The sequence below is a fragment of the Arthrobacter sp. 01L42 genome, assembly GCF_056400005.1.
In genome coordinates, this window is the sequence record NZ_JBFTSL010000005.1 from 35,280 (window position 1) to 50,869 (window position 15,590).

The window sequence follows — 15,590 nt, forward strand, 5'->3', positions numbered from 1 at the left end:
CCCTCATGATGGCACCGGCTGGTTGCCAATCCGGGCCGGTGCGCGCCGACGCGCCCGCCCGGCCGTCATGCGGGGTCATCGCTTGCATCACCTGCCACCCGGTCCTATAACTTTAAGGTTCAAGTAAATGTGGCCGGAAGGACCGTGTCGCTCGAAGCCGACTGGCATGACGGCTCCGCCCCGCCAACATCAGCACCTGTTGCCCAATACCTGAGGACCCGAGATGACCCTTGCGCCAGAAACCACTGCAACGCCGAAGGCCGCAGCACCTTCGGCCGCCGTGCGCAGCCGCGTCTTCGTGCCACTGCGCTTCCCGGACGGGTTCGAAGCCGTTGCCGAAGTGCTGACCTTCAGCGGGCTCACCGACGGCAAGGAGCACCTGCTGCTGGCCCTCGGCGAGTGGGAGGAGGCGCTGCAGGGCGCGGCGCGAGGCGGTGCCGGACCGCTGGTGCGGCTGCACAGCGAGTGCCTCACCGGCGACGTATTCGGGAGCCAGCGGTGCGATTGTGGCCCGCAGCTGCGGGAGGCCGTGGAGCGGATTGCCGCCGAGGGGGGCTTCCTGCTCTACCTCCGCCAGGAAGGCCGCGGCATCGGCCTGTATTCGAAGCTTGACGCCTACGCACTGCAGGATGGCGGCCTGGACACCTACGCCGCGAATCTGGCCCTGGGCCACGGCGAAGACGAGCGGGACTACACGGCGGCGGCCCAGATGCTGGGGGCAATGGGTACCGGCACGCTGCGGCTGCTCAGCAACAACCCGGACAAGGCAGCCCAGCTGACCGGCCTCGGCCTCGAAGTGTCCGGGCAGGTCGCCACCGGCGTCCATGCCTCGGCGGCCAATCTTCGGTACCTGGCCGCAAAACGCGACCATACCGGCCACACGCTCGTGCTCCCGTCCGACGCCGGACCCGTCGCCGGTGCGCCCGGCGGTGCCCCTGGCGACGTCGGGGCTGCGTCCCGGGCCGGTGCCCGGGCGGCGGCGGCCGTCCCGACCCATGACGACATGCTCGCCCGGGTCCAGGGGCTCGTGCCCGGCCTGCGCGAGCGGGCCGCGGAAACCGAGGAGCTCCGGCGCATTCCGGACGCCACCATGGAGGAGCTGCACGCGGCCGAAATCTTCCACATGCTTTCCCCGAAGGGGGTCGGCGGATTCGGCATGGGCCTGGAAACCTATGTGGAGGTGGTGCGCCGGCTTGCCCGGGGGTGCGCCTCCACGGCGTGGAGTGCCGGCCATCTGATCGAACATGTCTGGATGCTCGCGCGGTGGCCGCGGGAGGCGCAGGACGAGGTCTTTGCGAACGGACCGGCTCCCTTGGCGGCCGCTACCGGGGCGCCGGCTGGAGTGGCCAGGAAAGTGCCGGGAGGCTATTCCATCTCGGGCCGGTGGACCTTTGCCTCCGGGGTCATGCATGCCCAGTGGGCGCTGCTCGCCGCGCAGCACGGCGACGTGCGCCTCCAGTGCCTGGTGCCGCTGGCCGACGTCGAGCTCCTCGACGTGTGGCAGACGGCCGGCCTGAGGGGTACCGGGAGCAACGACATTCGGGCAGGGAACCTGTTCGTCCCGGAGCATCGAACTCTGGACTGGGAACTCCTGGGCGCGGAAACCAATCCGGGGAGCCTGCTCCACGCGGATCCGCTGATCCATACCCCCATGGGCGCGCTGCTGAACATGGTGGCCCCGGCCGCTGCCCTGGGGTCTGCCGAATACGCGCTCGACCTGTTCCGCGAGCTGGTTCTGGTCCGGAAGGTCAAGCACACCGTGGAGAGCCGCCAGGCGGACTCCCCGCTCGCGCAAGTCCGGTATGCGCACGCCTTCGGGCTGGTGGCCACCGCGCGGCTGCACTGGCAGGAGGCGGTCCGGGTGGTCTCTGCCGCCCATGCGCGCGGGCCTTCGACCATGACGGAGCCGGACCGCGGGCAGTATCGGCTGTCCCTCGCCCTGAGCGGCGAGGCGTCGGCCGAGGCGGTTCGGGTGATCATGCTGGGATCCGGCGGGAGCGTGCACCGGCTGTCGCATCCGCTCCAGCGGATCCAGCGCGACGTCAATGTCCTGATGAACCATGCGGCGCTGACGCGGGATCCGGTTCTCGAGCAGGCGGGCCGGGGCCTTCTGGGTCTGGGGTTCAGTGTGCCCTCGTTCTGACCGAAAGCTTGAAGCTTCAATCAAAATGGATTAGGATGATCCCATGACTCAGACCACTGACCGCCCCCCGGTTCTCTTCCTCAGCCATGGCGCACCGCCGCTGGCCGACGACTCCACGTGGACCCGCGAACTCCACGACTGGTCCGGCACCTTCGGCAAGCCCCGGGACATCCTCATGGTCTCCGCCCACTGGGAAAACGCCCCCGTGACGCTCAGTGCAACCGGGCGGGATCCGGGCCTGGTCTACGACTTCGGCGGTTTCCCGCAAAAGTACTACGAGGTGGCCTATGACGCCCCGCAGGCGCCCGAGCTGGCTGCCGAAGTCGAGAAGCTCGTCGCCGGCCACGGCCACCACGTGGAGCGCGATGAAAGCCGCGGGCTGGACCATGGCGCCTACGTTCCGCTGAAGGAGATGTACCCCGACGCCGACGTGCCGGTCGTGCAGATGTCCATGCCGACGCTTGATCCTCAGGGGTTGTTCGACCTCGGCATGTCGCTGGGGCCCTTGCGGGAGCGGGGAACGCTGATTGTCGGATCGGGATTCACGACGCACAACCTGCGCTGGTTTAATCCCGCCGGGGGACCGGACTCCGCCCCTCCCGCGGCCTCCAGCGAATTCGACCACTGGGCGGAGGAGGCCATGGCCCGCGGCGATGTCGACTCCATCCTCGACTTCCTGAACAAGGCACCCGCCGCCCGGGAAGCGCACCCCCGCAGCGAGCATTGGGCTCCGCTCTATGTTGCCCTCGGGGCTGCGTACGGCTCGGGAGACATCCAGGCCAGGACAGCAATCGACGGGTTCTGGTTCGGGTTGTCCAAGCGGTCGTGGACCCTGACGTAGCGGTCGCACAACGTAACAAGGGGAATGAACCGGACCGGGGTCCGGTTATGCCCGCCAGTGCCGGATCGCCGGCCAACCATAACGTGACGTGGCTTGACCACTGATGAGGAGCACAACATGACGATTGCAGTAACGGGTGCGACAGGACAGCTGGGCAGGCTGGTCCTCGATGAACTGCTCACCAGCCAGGAACCGGATTCGCTGGTGGCCATCGTGCGCGACGCCGCGAAAGCCCGGGAGCTGGTTGCACGTGGCGTCCAGGTGCGCGTCGCGGACTATTCCGATCCCGCGGCTCTCGAGGCTGCGCTCACGGGCGTTGACAGGCTCCTGCTGGTTTCCGGAAGCGAGGTGGGCTCCCGGGTGGCGCAGCACGGCAACGTCATCGACGCGGCCAGGGCCGCCGGCGTCGGGTTCATCGCCTACACATCCGTCCTGGCCGCGGACACCACCGAACTGATCCTGGCGCCCGAGCACAAGGCAACAGAGGAGCTCATCCGCGCGTCGGGACTCGACAACACCATCCTGCGCAACGGCTGGTACACCGAGAACTACGCCCAGACCGTGGCGACGGCCAAGCAGACGGGCGCCGTCGTGGCCGCTGCCGGTGACGGCCGGGTGGCCAGCGCGACGCGGGCTGACTACGCCGCGGCGGCCGCGGCGGTGCTCAGCTCCACCGGGCACGAGGGCCGCACGTACGAACTCTCCGGCGACTACGCCTGGGACTTCAAGGAACTGGCGACGGCGATCACCCGGATCACGGGCCGGGAAGTTGTCTACCAGCCCGTCTCCGCCCCGGAACTGGTTGAGGTCCTGACCGCGGCCGGCCTCGACGCGGGCACCGCGGGATTCCTCGCCGCCCTGGACGCGGACACCGAGGCGGGCCTGCTGGCCACCGTCACTGGCGAGCTGTCCCGGCTGATCGGTCGGCCGACGACGCCGCTGTTGCAGGCTCTGACGTCGGCGGCCGCGAGCTAATCCGCACTCCCCAGGGAGGCCGCGAGACCGGGAGGCCGGGAGTGGGCATAATGAAGGCGTGGATTCCCGCTGCGCCCGCAGGGCATAGACATCCTGCGGGTGCGCGCCTCGACTGACAGGACCCATGGAAACTCCCGGTGATTTTCAGCAGGCCGGGGCCGGTGAATGGTCGGACGGCCCGCTGGTTGTCGGTGTGCCGTGGGAATTCGACGGGCGCCTGGTACGGGCCGCCGCCGGGCTCGCCGCGATCATGGGAGTGCACCTGATTTGCGCGTTCGTGGACCCGGCGAGCTACCTCACGGAGTGGGAGCCGGCCGGAGTCCTGGATGGCACCTCACTGGATCCCGCCCCGAATGTCGAAGCCGAATACCCGGCCTCACAGCTGCTCAGCTGCCTTGAGGGCATTCTCGGTCCTCCCGGCGGGGCATGGTCCTTCCGGGTGCTGAACGGCGAAGTTGCCCACGCCCTGGACCGGCTGGCGCAGAGCGCGGACGCGGCTGCGCTGATTGTCGGCGGGCAGCGGCCTGGGCGGATTGCCCAGATGGGCCGGCTCCTGGAGGGCTCGGTCAGCGTTTCCCTGACCCGTCTGCAGGGCAGGCCCGTACTGGTCGTTCCGCACGCGGGTCAGTGACGCACGCGCCGGCCGTGTGTTCCGTCCACCGATGGCGGGCCAACATCGGGCCAGCAGCGCGCCAACAAACCTGAGGCCGGTGGCGCGGGTTCATCCGTTCCGGGTGACGGCCCCGGGCCGCCGCGGCCATAGCGTTGGAGTACCGCCGGTGTGCGAGCGCCCGGGATGCGAAAGATTTCTGGGGCACGAGGGGCTGACGCTGACGGCGGAACTGCACGAGCCGTCAACGCCAGCGAATCGAAGTGAGTGATGGTAGACCCGAACAAGCCAGCAGCCGTCACGTCAGAGGCGCGGGCGCTCTTCGTCGGCAGCGCCGCCTTCCTCGTCCTGGGCGGCATCGCTTTTCTGCTGATCGGGCGGGAACCGGTCCCGTTGTCCGGACGGGGTTCAATCGGTGACATTGCCTCGATCGGCACGGCAGTGGTGGGCGCCGGGGCGGTGGTGGCCGGTTGCCTGCAACGTCGTCCGGCTGTGGCACCCGAGGCCCGCGGGGGAGGCCGGATCCGCACGTCCATCGATATCGCCGCACTCGCGCTGGCGCACGCCTGCATCTTCCTGCTCGGCTGGCTGGCGCTCTTTTCACTGTTTCAGCAGGCGTTCATCGGTGCGGTCGTCTACCCGTTCGCGGCCGCTGTCCTGGTCGGGACCACGGGAGCCATCAGCGCCTATATCGCCTACCTGTCCGCGCTCAGCATGACCGCCTACCGGCTCGCCGCCCTCCTCGCCGGCTTCCTGGTCACCGGCCTGCTCACGAGCATGCTCACCGCACAGAATCCACTGTGGTGGCAGGAGAACCTCAGTGCCCTCGGCATGAGCTCCGACGTCTCCGGAGTGGCGTTCAACTTCACCCTGATCGTCGCCGGCGTCGTCATCTCCACGCTGGCGGGATATGCGACGGCGACCCTCGCGGCGACCGCGAAGTCCCCGTCCGCGCTGCATCGGGTGAGGCTGCTCGAAGGCGGGATCGCCCTGATCGGCGTCTTCCTCGCCTGCGTGGGATTGTTCCCCGTCGATGAGCGCTTCGGGCTCCACACCCTGGTCGCGTCCGGCATGGTGGTGGTCTTCGCGTCCCTCATTGTCCGCATCCGCACGCTGGTTCCGTCCGTCTCGGCCACCTTCGCTGCGCTGGGGTGGCTCTTCCTGGCGGTCATTGTGGCCGCCGCGGTGCTGTGGTTCCCGGTCGGCTACTACAACCTGACCGCAGTGGAGCTGATCGCCGCCTCGCTGATCTTCGCCTGGCTCATCATCCTGATCCGTAACCTCGCAGCCGTCGATGCCGACCAGCTTGAGGCTAGCCTGCTTGTCCCCCCGCTGTCAGCGCCGGCTGAGCCTGCGGACCGGCCAGTTTCCGCAACAGACAGCGCGGCGACCGACCCGTAAGTACCGCGGGGCACCGCGGGTGCCGGGGAGTGCCGTCGGGATGGGCCGCTTCAAGGCTCGCCTAGGAGTGCGTGGGGTCTTCGACCAGCGCGGTGGCGATGCTGTCGGCGTCCTCGAGCGCGGACAGGAAGCGTTCGGCGTCCAGGGCCGCGGCGCAGCCGGTGCCGGCGGCGGTGATGGCCTGGCGGTAGCGGTGGTCCACGGCGTCGCCGCAGGCGAAGACCCCGGTCAGGTTGGTGACCGTCGTGGGGGAGCCGACCAGGATGTAGCCGTCCGCATCGAGGTCTATCTGGCCGGCCAAAAGCTCGGTCCGGGGCACGTGCCCGATCGCGACGAAGATGCCCGTGGCGGCCTGCTGCCGGGTGTCGCCGGTGCGGGTGTCGGTCAGGGTCACTCCGGTGACCTTGCCGTTGCCGTGGATCGCGGTGACGGCGGAGTTCCAGGCAAACCTGATTTTGGGGTTGTCCTTGGCCCGCTGGGCCATGATCCGGGAGGCGCGCAGTTCGCCCTTGCGGACCACCACGGTCACCGATTTGCCGAAGCGGGTCAGGAACGTGGCCTCCTCCATCGCCGAGTCGCCGCCGCCGACCACGATGATGTCCTGGTCGCGGAAGAAGAAGCCGTCGCAAGTGGCGCACCAGGACAGTCCGTGGCCGCTGAACTTCTTCTCCTCCCGCAGGCCCAGTTCCTTGTACGCCGAGCCAGTGGCGAGGATGACGGCGGGCGCTTCATGTCTCTCCCCGGCGCCGGTGACCACACGCTTCAGGTGCCCGGCGAGCCGGACCTCGGTGACGTCGTCGAACACCACCTGCGCGCCAAACTTTTCGGCCTGCTGCTGCAGGCCGTCCATCAGTTCGGGGCCCTGGATGCCACCCGGGAACCCGGGGAAGTTTTCCACCTCGGTGGTGTTCATCAGAGCGCCCCCGGCAGTGACCGCACCGGCGATGACGAGAGGCTTGAGCCCGGCCCGGGCGGCGTAGATCGCCGCGGTGTAGCCCGCGGGACCGGACCCGATGATGATCAGCTTCTCGGTTGTCTTGATTGCGGCGCTCACGGTCGGGCTCCTTCGGTGACGGTTGCCGGGCATGTGCTGATCATCCCGCCGTGTGGGGCGCTTATCAACGCCCCCGGGGTTGATCCGGAGTTTAGACACCCGGGAACGCTGCGCGGGAGCGTGCCCGGGCGGCTAGGCGGAGGCCAGCGTCTGAGTCAGGATGGTGCCGCCAACCCCGACCAGGACGGCGCCTGAACTCCCGACGACGATCCGGCTGGTCCGGGGCCGGGCGAGGACTCCGGTCACTTTCTTGAGCGCGCTGAGCAGCAGCACGTACCAGGCCAACGCGATAAGCAGGAAGATGCCCGCCATCAATGCGTGCTGGGCGAGGGGCGGCAACGGGGCGACAGTGAACTGCGGGAACAGCGACAAGTAGAAGACGGCGACTTTAGGGTTGAGCAAGTTGCTTACCATTCCTTGCACGAAAGGTGAGCTGCCGCCGCGTTGGCGTTCTGCTTCCGGTGACGGGGGTTGGATGGGTTTGGGTTTTCTGGCGAACGCCTCAGCGAAGGCGCGCAGGCCCAGGTAGAGCAGGTAGGCGGCCCCGGCAATTCTGATCCCGGTCCCGACAACTTCCGAGGCCCCCAGCAGCGCCGTGACACCGAGCACCGCCAGTACGGCAAGGATCGTGTTGCCAACCATGATGCCGGCGGCGGCTGTGGTTGCCGCCCGTGTGCCGCGGGGGGCATTCCTGAGGACAAGCGCAAAGTCGGGTCCGGGCACCACCACTACGACCAGGCAGGTCAGCACGAAGGCTGCCAGTTGTTCCAGCATCTGGGATTTCCTCCGGGCGTCAGTCTGTAGCGGTGGGTGGTGAATTTCGCCCGGGAACGAAACCCGGGCAGCCTTCTACGTTAGGCCATCGCGGGCACCACCGGAGCGCAGCCCCGCCTCGTTGCCGGCGGAAGGTGGCAGCAACCTCACCCGCTGGGCATGATTCGGTCAGGACGCCGGACCGCTAGCTTTGCATCAGCATCGCATTGCGGTGGGCGCTGGTGGGATGTGCCTGCAGGACCATGCTCATGCGTGAACTGCCCGGTCTGCTCCAGAGGAGGCGACATGTCCGGTTGTGTGGTGGACCCGAGCGAGCCATCGAGTGTGGGAGGCGGACCGCGATGAACTCTCCGAAGGACGCCGGGACCCCGCCGGTGCAGTTCAACCAAAGGCTGGCGCTGCTGCTGGCGATGGCGATGTTCGTGCTGGTTGTCGACACGTCGATCATGAACGTCTCGATCTCCGCGGTGGTGGACGACATAGGTGCGACCGTCAGCGGACTCCAGTCGACAATCGCCCTCGAGGCGCTGGTATCCGCGGCCTTTATCCTGATCGGCGGCAAGATCGGCGACCTCATCGGACGCAAGCGCGCCTACGTCATTGGGCTTGCCTGCTACGCCGTCGGCGCCGTGGCGATGACCCTGGCCCAGACCCTCCTCCCGGTGATCATCTGCTGGGCCCTGATCGGCGGCCTTGGCGCCTCGCTGCTCCTTCCCGCCATGCAGTCCCTCATCCACGGAAATTTCGAGGGAGATGCCCAGCACCGGGTCTACGCCCTGGTCGGTGCGTCGGCCGCGATCGCCGCCGCCGTCGGGCCTCTACTCGGCGGCTTCCTGACCACGTTCCTGTCCTGGCGCGTCGCCTTCCTGCTCGAGGCCCTCATCATCGCGGTCGTCCTGTCCGGAATCAAGCTCGTCAAAGACGTGCCGTACACCGGGCCCCGGGAACTGGATATCTTCGGATCACTTCTGTCCATCGTCGGAATGGGCGGCGTCGTGCTCGGAATCCTGGTCTGGCAGGAAGGCGGCGAGGCAGTGGGCGCACTCCTGGCCGTGGGTGCCGTCGGACTGGGCGGCCTGGTCTACTGGCTCCTTCAGCGCAAACGCCGCAACAAGCCGACGCTGCTGGATCCGGACCTGTTCCAGGCAAAAGCCTTCCGCTTTGGTGCCACGGGACAAATGCTCCAGCAGATCGCTCTGGGCGGCACCATGATCGTGCTGCCCATCTACCTTCAGATGGTGCTCGGATACAACGCGATGCAGTCAGGTCTGTCCATCGCCCCGCTCTCGCTGACCATGTTCGCTGTCGCCATGATCGTCGGGAAGAGGTCCGGGAGGCGGCGCCCGGCCAGCCTCATACGTTGGGGCTTTCTGTTTCTGATCGCGGGTTTGGTGGTGCTGGTCCCGATCGTGCCGCGAGCTGACTCCGGCTGGTGGCTGCTGATCCCGCTGATCATTTCAGGCTTTGGCCTGGGGCTGCTGGTATCCCAGCTCAACAACTACACCTTGTCCCCGATTTCGGACGAGCGGGTCAGCGAGGCCGCCAGCGTGAACTCGGCCGCGGGATCGTTCGGCTTGTCCTTCGGACTCGCGTTCGCCGGCGGCATCATGCTGGCATCGCTCTCGACCATCTTCATCGGCTTGTCGGATGCCAGCACGGTCCTCCCGCCCGACGACAAGCAGCAGGTCGCGACGGTACTGGAAGACGACGCCCAGGTGATGAGCGACGCGCAACTCCAGGAACAGATCGCCGGCCAGCCGGAGGACATCCAGAACGAAATCATCCGCATCAACACGGAGGCACGGCCCCTGGCCCTCCAGATTGCACTGTTCGTCCCGATCCTTGCCGGCCTCGCCGGGCTCGGCACCTCGTTCCGCATGATTCGGATCCCTGACCCCAAGCCCGCCGGCACCGGCGAGGGGAGCGTCCTGGGCTGAAGTTCACAGCGGCGAGCGTCCAGGCTGCACCCCCTGACAGCGGAGTTCCCCGGGATCCGGCGGGGTGCGTGGTTTCGGGGCAGCCCGATCAGAGCTGGAGAAGGCTGTAGCCGACGAGGAAGATCCCGATCGTCAGCGTCGCGATCGCCGCAATCCTGCGGCCATTGCGCTGCAGCCAGTTGTATAGGGCGGTCAACGGCACTTGGGCCCGTTCGGGGGAGCGCAGCCACACAGCGACCGGAATGATGACGGCTGACTGGACCACGGCGGCGTAGGCGAGGACAAGCAGGCTGCTTGGCAGCGGCGGCAGTTCCTGGACACCGATCACGGCACCGGCGGTGACGGCCAGCAGGAGCGCCTTCGGACGAAGGTTAAAGCCCAGGCCCAGTACGACGAATTCCCAGGGCCGGGCGGAGCGGAACCGCGACTTCATCTTGCCAAGCATGGCGTTGTCCCGGCCACCCTTGCTCACGAGGAGGTACACGGCGTACGCAACCAGAAGCGCACCGATCACAATGGCAATCTGTGCCACCCATTCGTCCTTACGCAGGCGCGGCGGCTTGACGGGCAGGAATTGCAGCCCGACCGCTGCCAGGCCCACGACCACGATCGAACCCGCGAGGCTGCCGATCAGGAAGGGAAGGGCGCCGCGGCGCGGAGTTGGCGAGAGCAGAATCATGATCGTCACGCTGACAGGCACTGTGCTGAGAGCCCCGGCCAGGGCGAAGAGAGCCAGGCTGCTGAGAGTGCTCAGCATGCCCCCCTCACCGTCCCCCGGCAGCACCCCGACGGCATGTCATGCCTTCGGCCCGCTTCCGGTGTCCGGACGGCCCGTCTTCAGTCGTCCGCGGCGGGCCCGGATCGCCTTGTCTTCTTCCTTGATGAGCAGTTCGAGGTCCTTCTTGTCGCCCGTCAACGGCCGCCACCATGCAAGTGTCGGGTCGGAATCGAGCAGGATGGTCCGGAACAAGAGCGTCAGGGGGACGGCGAGGACGGCGCCGACAGGACCCAGGACCACTGCCCAGAAGAGGACGGAGAAGAAGGTCAACGTCTCACTCAGCGACACCGCGTTGCCCACATATTTCGGCTGGATGATCGACTGGATGATGCTGTTGATTCCGCCATAGATGATGATGACTGCCACGACGGTCGGCCAGCCCCCGGTGAGGTAGCCGAAGAACAAGGGCGGGATGATGGCGATGAAATACCCGATGTTGGGGATGAAGCTGCAGATGAAGGACAGCAGCCCCCAGAGCAGGGCGCCGGGGATCTGCAGGATGACCAGAACCAGCCAGTTGAACAACCCCTGCGCGATTCCGAGGACCGTGGTGGCGACCATGTAGCGGCGCACACCGGTTCCGAAGCCGTTGAGCGCTGAAACCAGTGCCGGCCGGTGATAGTTCAGATGAATCAGGAGCGCCGGCACGCGCGAGCCGTCAATCGCCATAAGAATGAGCATCGTCAGGATGATCACGAGGCTGGTCACCAGGCTCGCGACGTTTCCCAGGAGGCCGCCGAGGAACCCGATGATGCGGCCCGGCGTAAACCCGTTCAGGACTGCCTGGGCTTGCTCCGGGCCAAATCCAACAGATTCCAGCAGCGCGGAGACCCTGGCGCCGATCTCGGCCATTTGGGGGGCGTATTGCGGCAGCAGCGCGGAGAACTGGGCGAGCGAGGCAATCAGGACTGCGGCGAAGGCGGTCAGCAACCCGAAGACAGCCGCGATAGTGGTCCCGGTGGCGATGCCCCGGGAAATTCCCCGTGCCTGCATCCAGCGGCGCAGCGGATGGACACAAAGCGTCAGCACGAAGGCAAAAAAGACGGGGGTGACTATTCCCTGGATCGCGCCGAGGCCGAACGCTGAAATCGTCGCGCTGGCCAGGGCGAGCAGGATTATGAGGGTGCGGGGGAGGGCCGAACGTGGATTGGATTCCGATGGTTCCGGCTCCATGAGCCCTCCTTGGTTCAGCCTAGCCATATCTTAGAAGCCTCATGGCCTCATGAATAGCGAGTTGGCCAGGCCTGCTCCTCGCGCCTCAACCCGGAGTCAGACGACGATCTTGCTCTTGATCTGGGCAAACTCCTCCGCACTGATGGTTCCCGCGTCCATGAGTGCTTTGGCTTTGGCGATCTCCTCGGTGGGGCTGGCCGTGGCGACACTGCGGATGTAGGCATCGGTTTCCTGCTGGGACTTGCGGGCCCGCGCCATTGACCGCTCCGCCATGCCCTTGCCGCGGGCAATCATGTATGCCAGCACGGTCAGGAACGGAATGAAGACCAGAAGAACGATCCAGACGGCTTTCCACCAGCCGCTGAGCTCGTCGTCGCGGAAGAGGTCGCCGATCACCATGAACACTGCATACAGGAAGGCGATAATTGCATAGAAGATAAACAGCCACCAGAGAATATCCCAAAAGTTCTCGAAGAAATTCATTTTGGCTTCCCTACTTTCGCTTGGTGCGGCGTCGCCTACGAACGCAGCCTTGGATGGGAATGGGTTTCACCGCGGGCATTCCAGGAGGCCCGGACTAGCACTTGGCGTCATTCGAGAGATCGCTGATGGCGGCCTGCACGTTCGCGGCTTCGTCCTTGAGCGAGTTGGCCGCCTGCGTCAGGGTGGCGTCGTCGGGAACGGAGTTCACAGCGGAGGTGAACTTCTGTTGGGCTGCTTTGACGGCATCCACCCGATCTTTGGCCGCGTCGCTGGCCGCGTTGACCAGATCGTCGTAGCTCTTCCGAACCTGATCCCGGGCCGCCTGGATCTGGCCGATGGTGGCGCCTGGCTTGAGGGAGTCCTTGAAATTCGTCAGGGCTGTTGAAAAGCCAGTGGCGGCAGCGCAAACCGGTGAAACGCTCGCCGTCGGGCTCGCGCTGGGGCTGCTGCTGGGTCCCGAGGTGGCGCAGCCGGCGAGCAGCGCAACCGCCGCCCCGAGCGCAGACATTCGCGCGAGGACTGGTCTTGGATTCGACATTGGACTCACCTCTCCATGGGCTTTCGCCTGGCAGCCCAATCACTGGCAGGTACCACCAGTGTTGGGTGAGGGGCCCGCTTGCGCGTCACCCGCCGCGGGTGATCCTTTCGCGCGGCTCTCCATGCCGGGCGCGCCGCTGACCAGCGGCGACGCGACGACGGAACTATCGAACACGGGTGGGACCCCATTACCTCCCACCCCGCGGCCCGAATCACCCCGGGGTGATGATGTGCCCGCTCCGTCGCCGTGATGGACTGCTGTCCACAACTGAGGGAGGATGCCATGTGTCGTTGGCTAGCGTATTCGGGTTCGCCGGTGCAACTGGAGGAGCTGTTGTACAAACCCACCAACTCGCTCGTGATGCAAAGCAAGCACGCCCGAATGGGCGTTGAAACCACCAACGGGGACGGCTTCGGCGTGGGCTGGTACGGATCCGCGCCGTATCCCGGGTTGTTCCACAGCACGGAGCCGGCCTGGAATGACCGCAACCTCCGCGAGTTGTCGGCCCAGGCGTCGGCCGGCCGGGTCTTCGCGCACATTCGGGCCTCGACCGGATCGGCAGTCCAACAGACCAACTGCCATCCATTCCGCCACGGCAGCTGGCTATGGATGCACAACGGACTCATCCGGGAGTTCCCGACTGTGAAGCGCGACTTGGCCATAGCCGTTGAGCCATCGCTCTTTCCGCTGATCGAGGGAGCCACGGACTCAGAGCTCTTCTTCTTCCTCGCCCTGACCTTCGGGCTGGAGCAGGACCCGAGGGCGGCCGTAGCTGCCGCGGTTGGACTGATTGAAGACGTCGGCCGGCGCCACGGGATCGAGGAGCCAATCCAGATGACAGTCGCCACGACCGACGGCGACACCACCTGGGCGTTCCGCTACTCGAGTGAACGGCAGTCCCGGTCGCTGTTCCACAGCACCGACGTCGCGACCCTTCGCGTCCAGTACCCGGAGAACCCGTTGCTTCATGACCTGGCGGACAACGCGCGCCTGGTCGTCTCCGAACCGCTGGGGGATCTCCGCGGGGCGTGGCGGGAAGTACCCGAGGCTACCTGCGTGGTGGTGCACGGCGCCGGCGAGGACCTGTTCCCGTTCACGCCGACCGCCCCCTAGTGCCGGCGGCGGAGCCCCCCTCAGCGTCTGCGGCGAGTGCCGCTGCCGCGCAGCACCAGCTGGCGCGGCGCTAACTGGTGGTCCGGTCCCGCCGGTCCTTCACACGCTGGTTCCTCCGGCGTCGGGCGCCCGGGGGATGGGAATCGTGGGATACGTGTCATCGGGAGGGCCGCCCGCCGTGACCGACTCACCGCCTGGCACGCCGCCGGACTCGACACTGGACTCACCGCTGGGATCGACGCCCGGCTCGCCTCCGGGTTCGGCGCCGGGTTCGGCGCCCGGCCCGCCGGCTACGGCCGGCCGGCACAGCAGTTCGACCACGAGAATGACCAGCACGGCCAGGACGGCCGTCCAGATGGCGACGGCCGCCGTCGGGTCCTGCCAAAAGATCAGCACCAGCACAGCGATGCCGACGACGGTGGCTTCGATGATCCGCCGGTACCGGGCCAACCAGAGCTGCCATGGCTTGGCCTGGCCACCGCCGATCTTGCCGGTGATGTAGTCGCCCGCCGTCGCCAGGCCGTGCCGGACATACTCCGCTGGACGCGAGTGGCCGCCCAGAAAAGCTGCCAGGGCGATCAGCAGTCCGACGACGAAGACAAGGCGCAGGCTGGTGCGCAGCGGTACCAGGAGTGCCTCGACCAGGCTTTCGGCCGCCGCAGGGGAGACAGCACTCGATGGAATCGAGTTCAGGACGTAACTTCGCCCGATCACAAGGGACAGCGCCAGCACCGCCATCGACACCGCCACGGCCAACCCCACGCCGCTCGTCGTGCTCCGTCTCCGGCCCCGGGGGGCAACGGCAATGGCGCCCACGGCGCTGAGCACCGTCAGCCACGCCAGTATTGGGCCGAGCCGGTCCAGGGTCCGGATGGTTTCCGTGGCACGGACCAGTTCAGGAGACTGGAACAGGGCGATCTGCGCGTCAACTTCCGGGATCCTCGAGGCGATATCCACCCCTTGCTGGACAAGGAGAGTCTTGACCCGGGCGATGATCTCTTTCGTGGAAATCGACACCGTGCCATTCTCATCAATACTGACCGTGCCTCCCGTGCTTCCCGTGGCAAGGTTGACCAGCCCCTGGTGCGCCACCCGGTTCACCTGGATCCAAAGGTCCTGGAACTGCGGTGTCGCCACGAATCTGGCAACGGCGGTATGGATGAGCGTTTTGGTCTGCTCCGCAAGCATCGGGGCCAGCCCGGTAAGCACGGCCGCCACGCGGGGCGCCGTTTTAGCGAGCTCGTTCAGGGCATCGCGCGTGATGGTCTGGAAATCCACGGCGTCGTTGATCTGTTGGGTGACCTTGTCGGCGATTTCGGCCTGGATCGCAGGGTCCGAGGCCAACGGTGCGACGGTGGCGACGTAGCGATCGGTGTCGATGACTTCGCTGCGAAGGTAAAGGGCCGGAACTGTCGCGAAGGCCAACAGGCCAGTGATAACCACCAGCACGATTGCCACAATGCGCCGGGCCAGCCCCGGATGCCGCACGGCCGGCCTCGGCGGGGCCTTGCGGGCAGTGTCCCGTTCCTGCTGGAGACGGGCGACTTCGGCCCGTAACCGCAGAATTTCTTCCTGTTCCGGGCTAGCGGGGCCAGCGGGCTGATCGTTCAGCGACATGAGGGGATCCGCCTTAGCTTGTGTTCCGCGGCTGGGCATTTCACGGCTATTTTCATTGTTCACTCGGCGTGCCGGTCCAGCCCCACCCACACAGGGTGATCTGTCACGCCGGGGAAGGGCCCGCCTCGGCCGTCCCTACGGGCTGGACGCCGC

Annotated in this window: 14 protein-coding genes; 7 read left to right on the forward strand and 7 right to left on the reverse strand. The window is 66.8% G+C overall.

The window, feature by feature from the left end; genetic code table 11:
• The first annotated feature begins 223 nt into the window (after window positions 1–223).
• From ribA to AC1DN2_RS05570, 5 genes are all read left to right on the forward strand, one after another.
• Complete coding sequence (ribA, locus tag AC1DN2_RS05550) at window positions 224–2,143, forward strand: GTP cyclohydrolase II RibA (protein ID WP_476849525.1); 1,920 nt, start codon at window positions 224–226, stop codon at window positions 2,141–2,143.
• Between the two features lie 43 nt (window positions 2,144–2,186).
• A complete protein-coding gene (locus AC1DN2_RS05555) occupies window positions 2,187–2,984 on the forward strand; it encodes a dioxygenase family protein (RefSeq protein ID WP_028276744.1) in 798 nt (265 codons plus the stop codon).
• A gap of 117 nt (window positions 2,985–3,101) precedes the next feature.
• A complete protein-coding gene (locus AC1DN2_RS05560; protein ID WP_476849526.1) occupies window positions 3,102–3,959 on the forward strand; it encodes an SDR family oxidoreductase in 858 nt (285 codons plus the stop codon).
• 124 nt (window positions 3,960–4,083) lie between these two features.
• Window positions 4,084–4,590 (forward strand): universal stress protein, encoded by a 507-nt coding sequence (locus tag AC1DN2_RS05565; RefSeq protein WP_223916985.1) that lies wholly within the window; start codon window positions 4,084–4,086, stop codon window positions 4,588–4,590.
• A 249-nt stretch (window positions 4,591–4,839) separates the two neighbouring features.
• A complete protein-coding gene (locus tag AC1DN2_RS05570; RefSeq protein ID WP_476849527.1) occupies window positions 4,840–5,970 on the forward strand; it encodes a hypothetical protein in 1,131 nt (376 codons plus the stop codon).
• Between the two features lie 61 nt (window positions 5,971–6,031).
• On the opposite strand, the gene trxB is transcribed toward AC1DN2_RS05570, so the two are convergent.
• Window positions 6,032–7,057 carry a thioredoxin-disulfide reductase gene (gene trxB, locus AC1DN2_RS05575; RefSeq protein WP_476849528.1) on the reverse strand — a complete coding sequence of 342 codons (1,026 nt, stop codon included), beginning with the start codon at window positions 7,055–7,057 and terminating at the stop codon, window positions 6,032–6,034.
• 99 nt (window positions 7,058–7,156) lie between these two features.
• Window positions 7,157–7,798: a LysE family translocator gene (locus AC1DN2_RS05580; protein WP_476849529.1), complete on the reverse strand. Its 642-nt coding sequence runs from the start codon at window positions 7,796–7,798 to the stop codon at window positions 7,157–7,159.
• A 341-nt stretch (window positions 7,799–8,139) separates the two neighbouring features.
• On the opposite strand from AC1DN2_RS05580, the gene AC1DN2_RS05585 reads away from it, so the two are divergent.
• Window positions 8,140–9,735 (forward strand): MFS transporter, encoded by a 1,596-nt coding sequence (locus tag AC1DN2_RS05585; protein WP_476849530.1) that lies wholly within the window; start codon window positions 8,140–8,142, stop codon window positions 9,733–9,735.
• Between the two features lie 88 nt (window positions 9,736–9,823).
• On the opposite strand, the gene AC1DN2_RS05590 is transcribed toward AC1DN2_RS05585, so the two are convergent.
• The 4 genes from AC1DN2_RS05590 to AC1DN2_RS05605 form a co-directional block, all read right to left on the reverse strand.
• Entirely contained in the window at window positions 9,824–10,492 is a 669-nt protein-coding gene (locus AC1DN2_RS05590) for a GAP family protein (protein WP_476849531.1), read from the reverse strand.
• 39 nt (window positions 10,493–10,531) lie between these two features.
• Window positions 10,532–11,686: an AI-2E family transporter gene (locus AC1DN2_RS05595; RefSeq protein ID WP_476849532.1), complete on the reverse strand. Its 1,155-nt coding sequence runs from the start codon at window positions 11,684–11,686 to the stop codon at window positions 10,532–10,534.
• Window positions 11,687–11,782: 96 nt separating this feature from the next.
• The gene (locus AC1DN2_RS05600) at window positions 11,783–12,169 is read right to left on the reverse strand and encodes an SHOCT domain-containing protein (RefSeq protein WP_230010772.1); all 387 of its coding nucleotides are present in this window, start codon (window positions 12,167–12,169) and stop codon (window positions 11,783–11,785) included.
• Window positions 12,170–12,263: 94 nt separating this feature from the next.
• Window positions 12,264–12,677: a hypothetical protein gene (locus AC1DN2_RS05605; protein WP_028276752.1), complete on the reverse strand. Its 414-nt coding sequence runs from the start codon at window positions 12,675–12,677 to the stop codon at window positions 12,264–12,266.
• 312 nt (window positions 12,678–12,989) lie between these two features.
• On the opposite strand from AC1DN2_RS05605, the gene AC1DN2_RS05610 reads away from it, so the two are divergent.
• A complete protein-coding gene (locus AC1DN2_RS05610) occupies window positions 12,990–13,820 on the forward strand; it encodes a class II glutamine amidotransferase (protein WP_476849533.1) in 831 nt (276 codons plus the stop codon).
• 99 nt (window positions 13,821–13,919) lie between these two features.
• On the opposite strand, the gene AC1DN2_RS05615 is transcribed toward AC1DN2_RS05610, so the two are convergent.
• Window positions 13,920–15,437 carry a transposase gene (locus tag AC1DN2_RS05615; protein WP_476849534.1) on the reverse strand — a complete coding sequence of 506 codons (1,518 nt, stop codon included), beginning with the start codon at window positions 15,435–15,437 and terminating at the stop codon, window positions 13,920–13,922.
• Window positions 15,438–15,590: the final 153 nt, after the last annotated feature.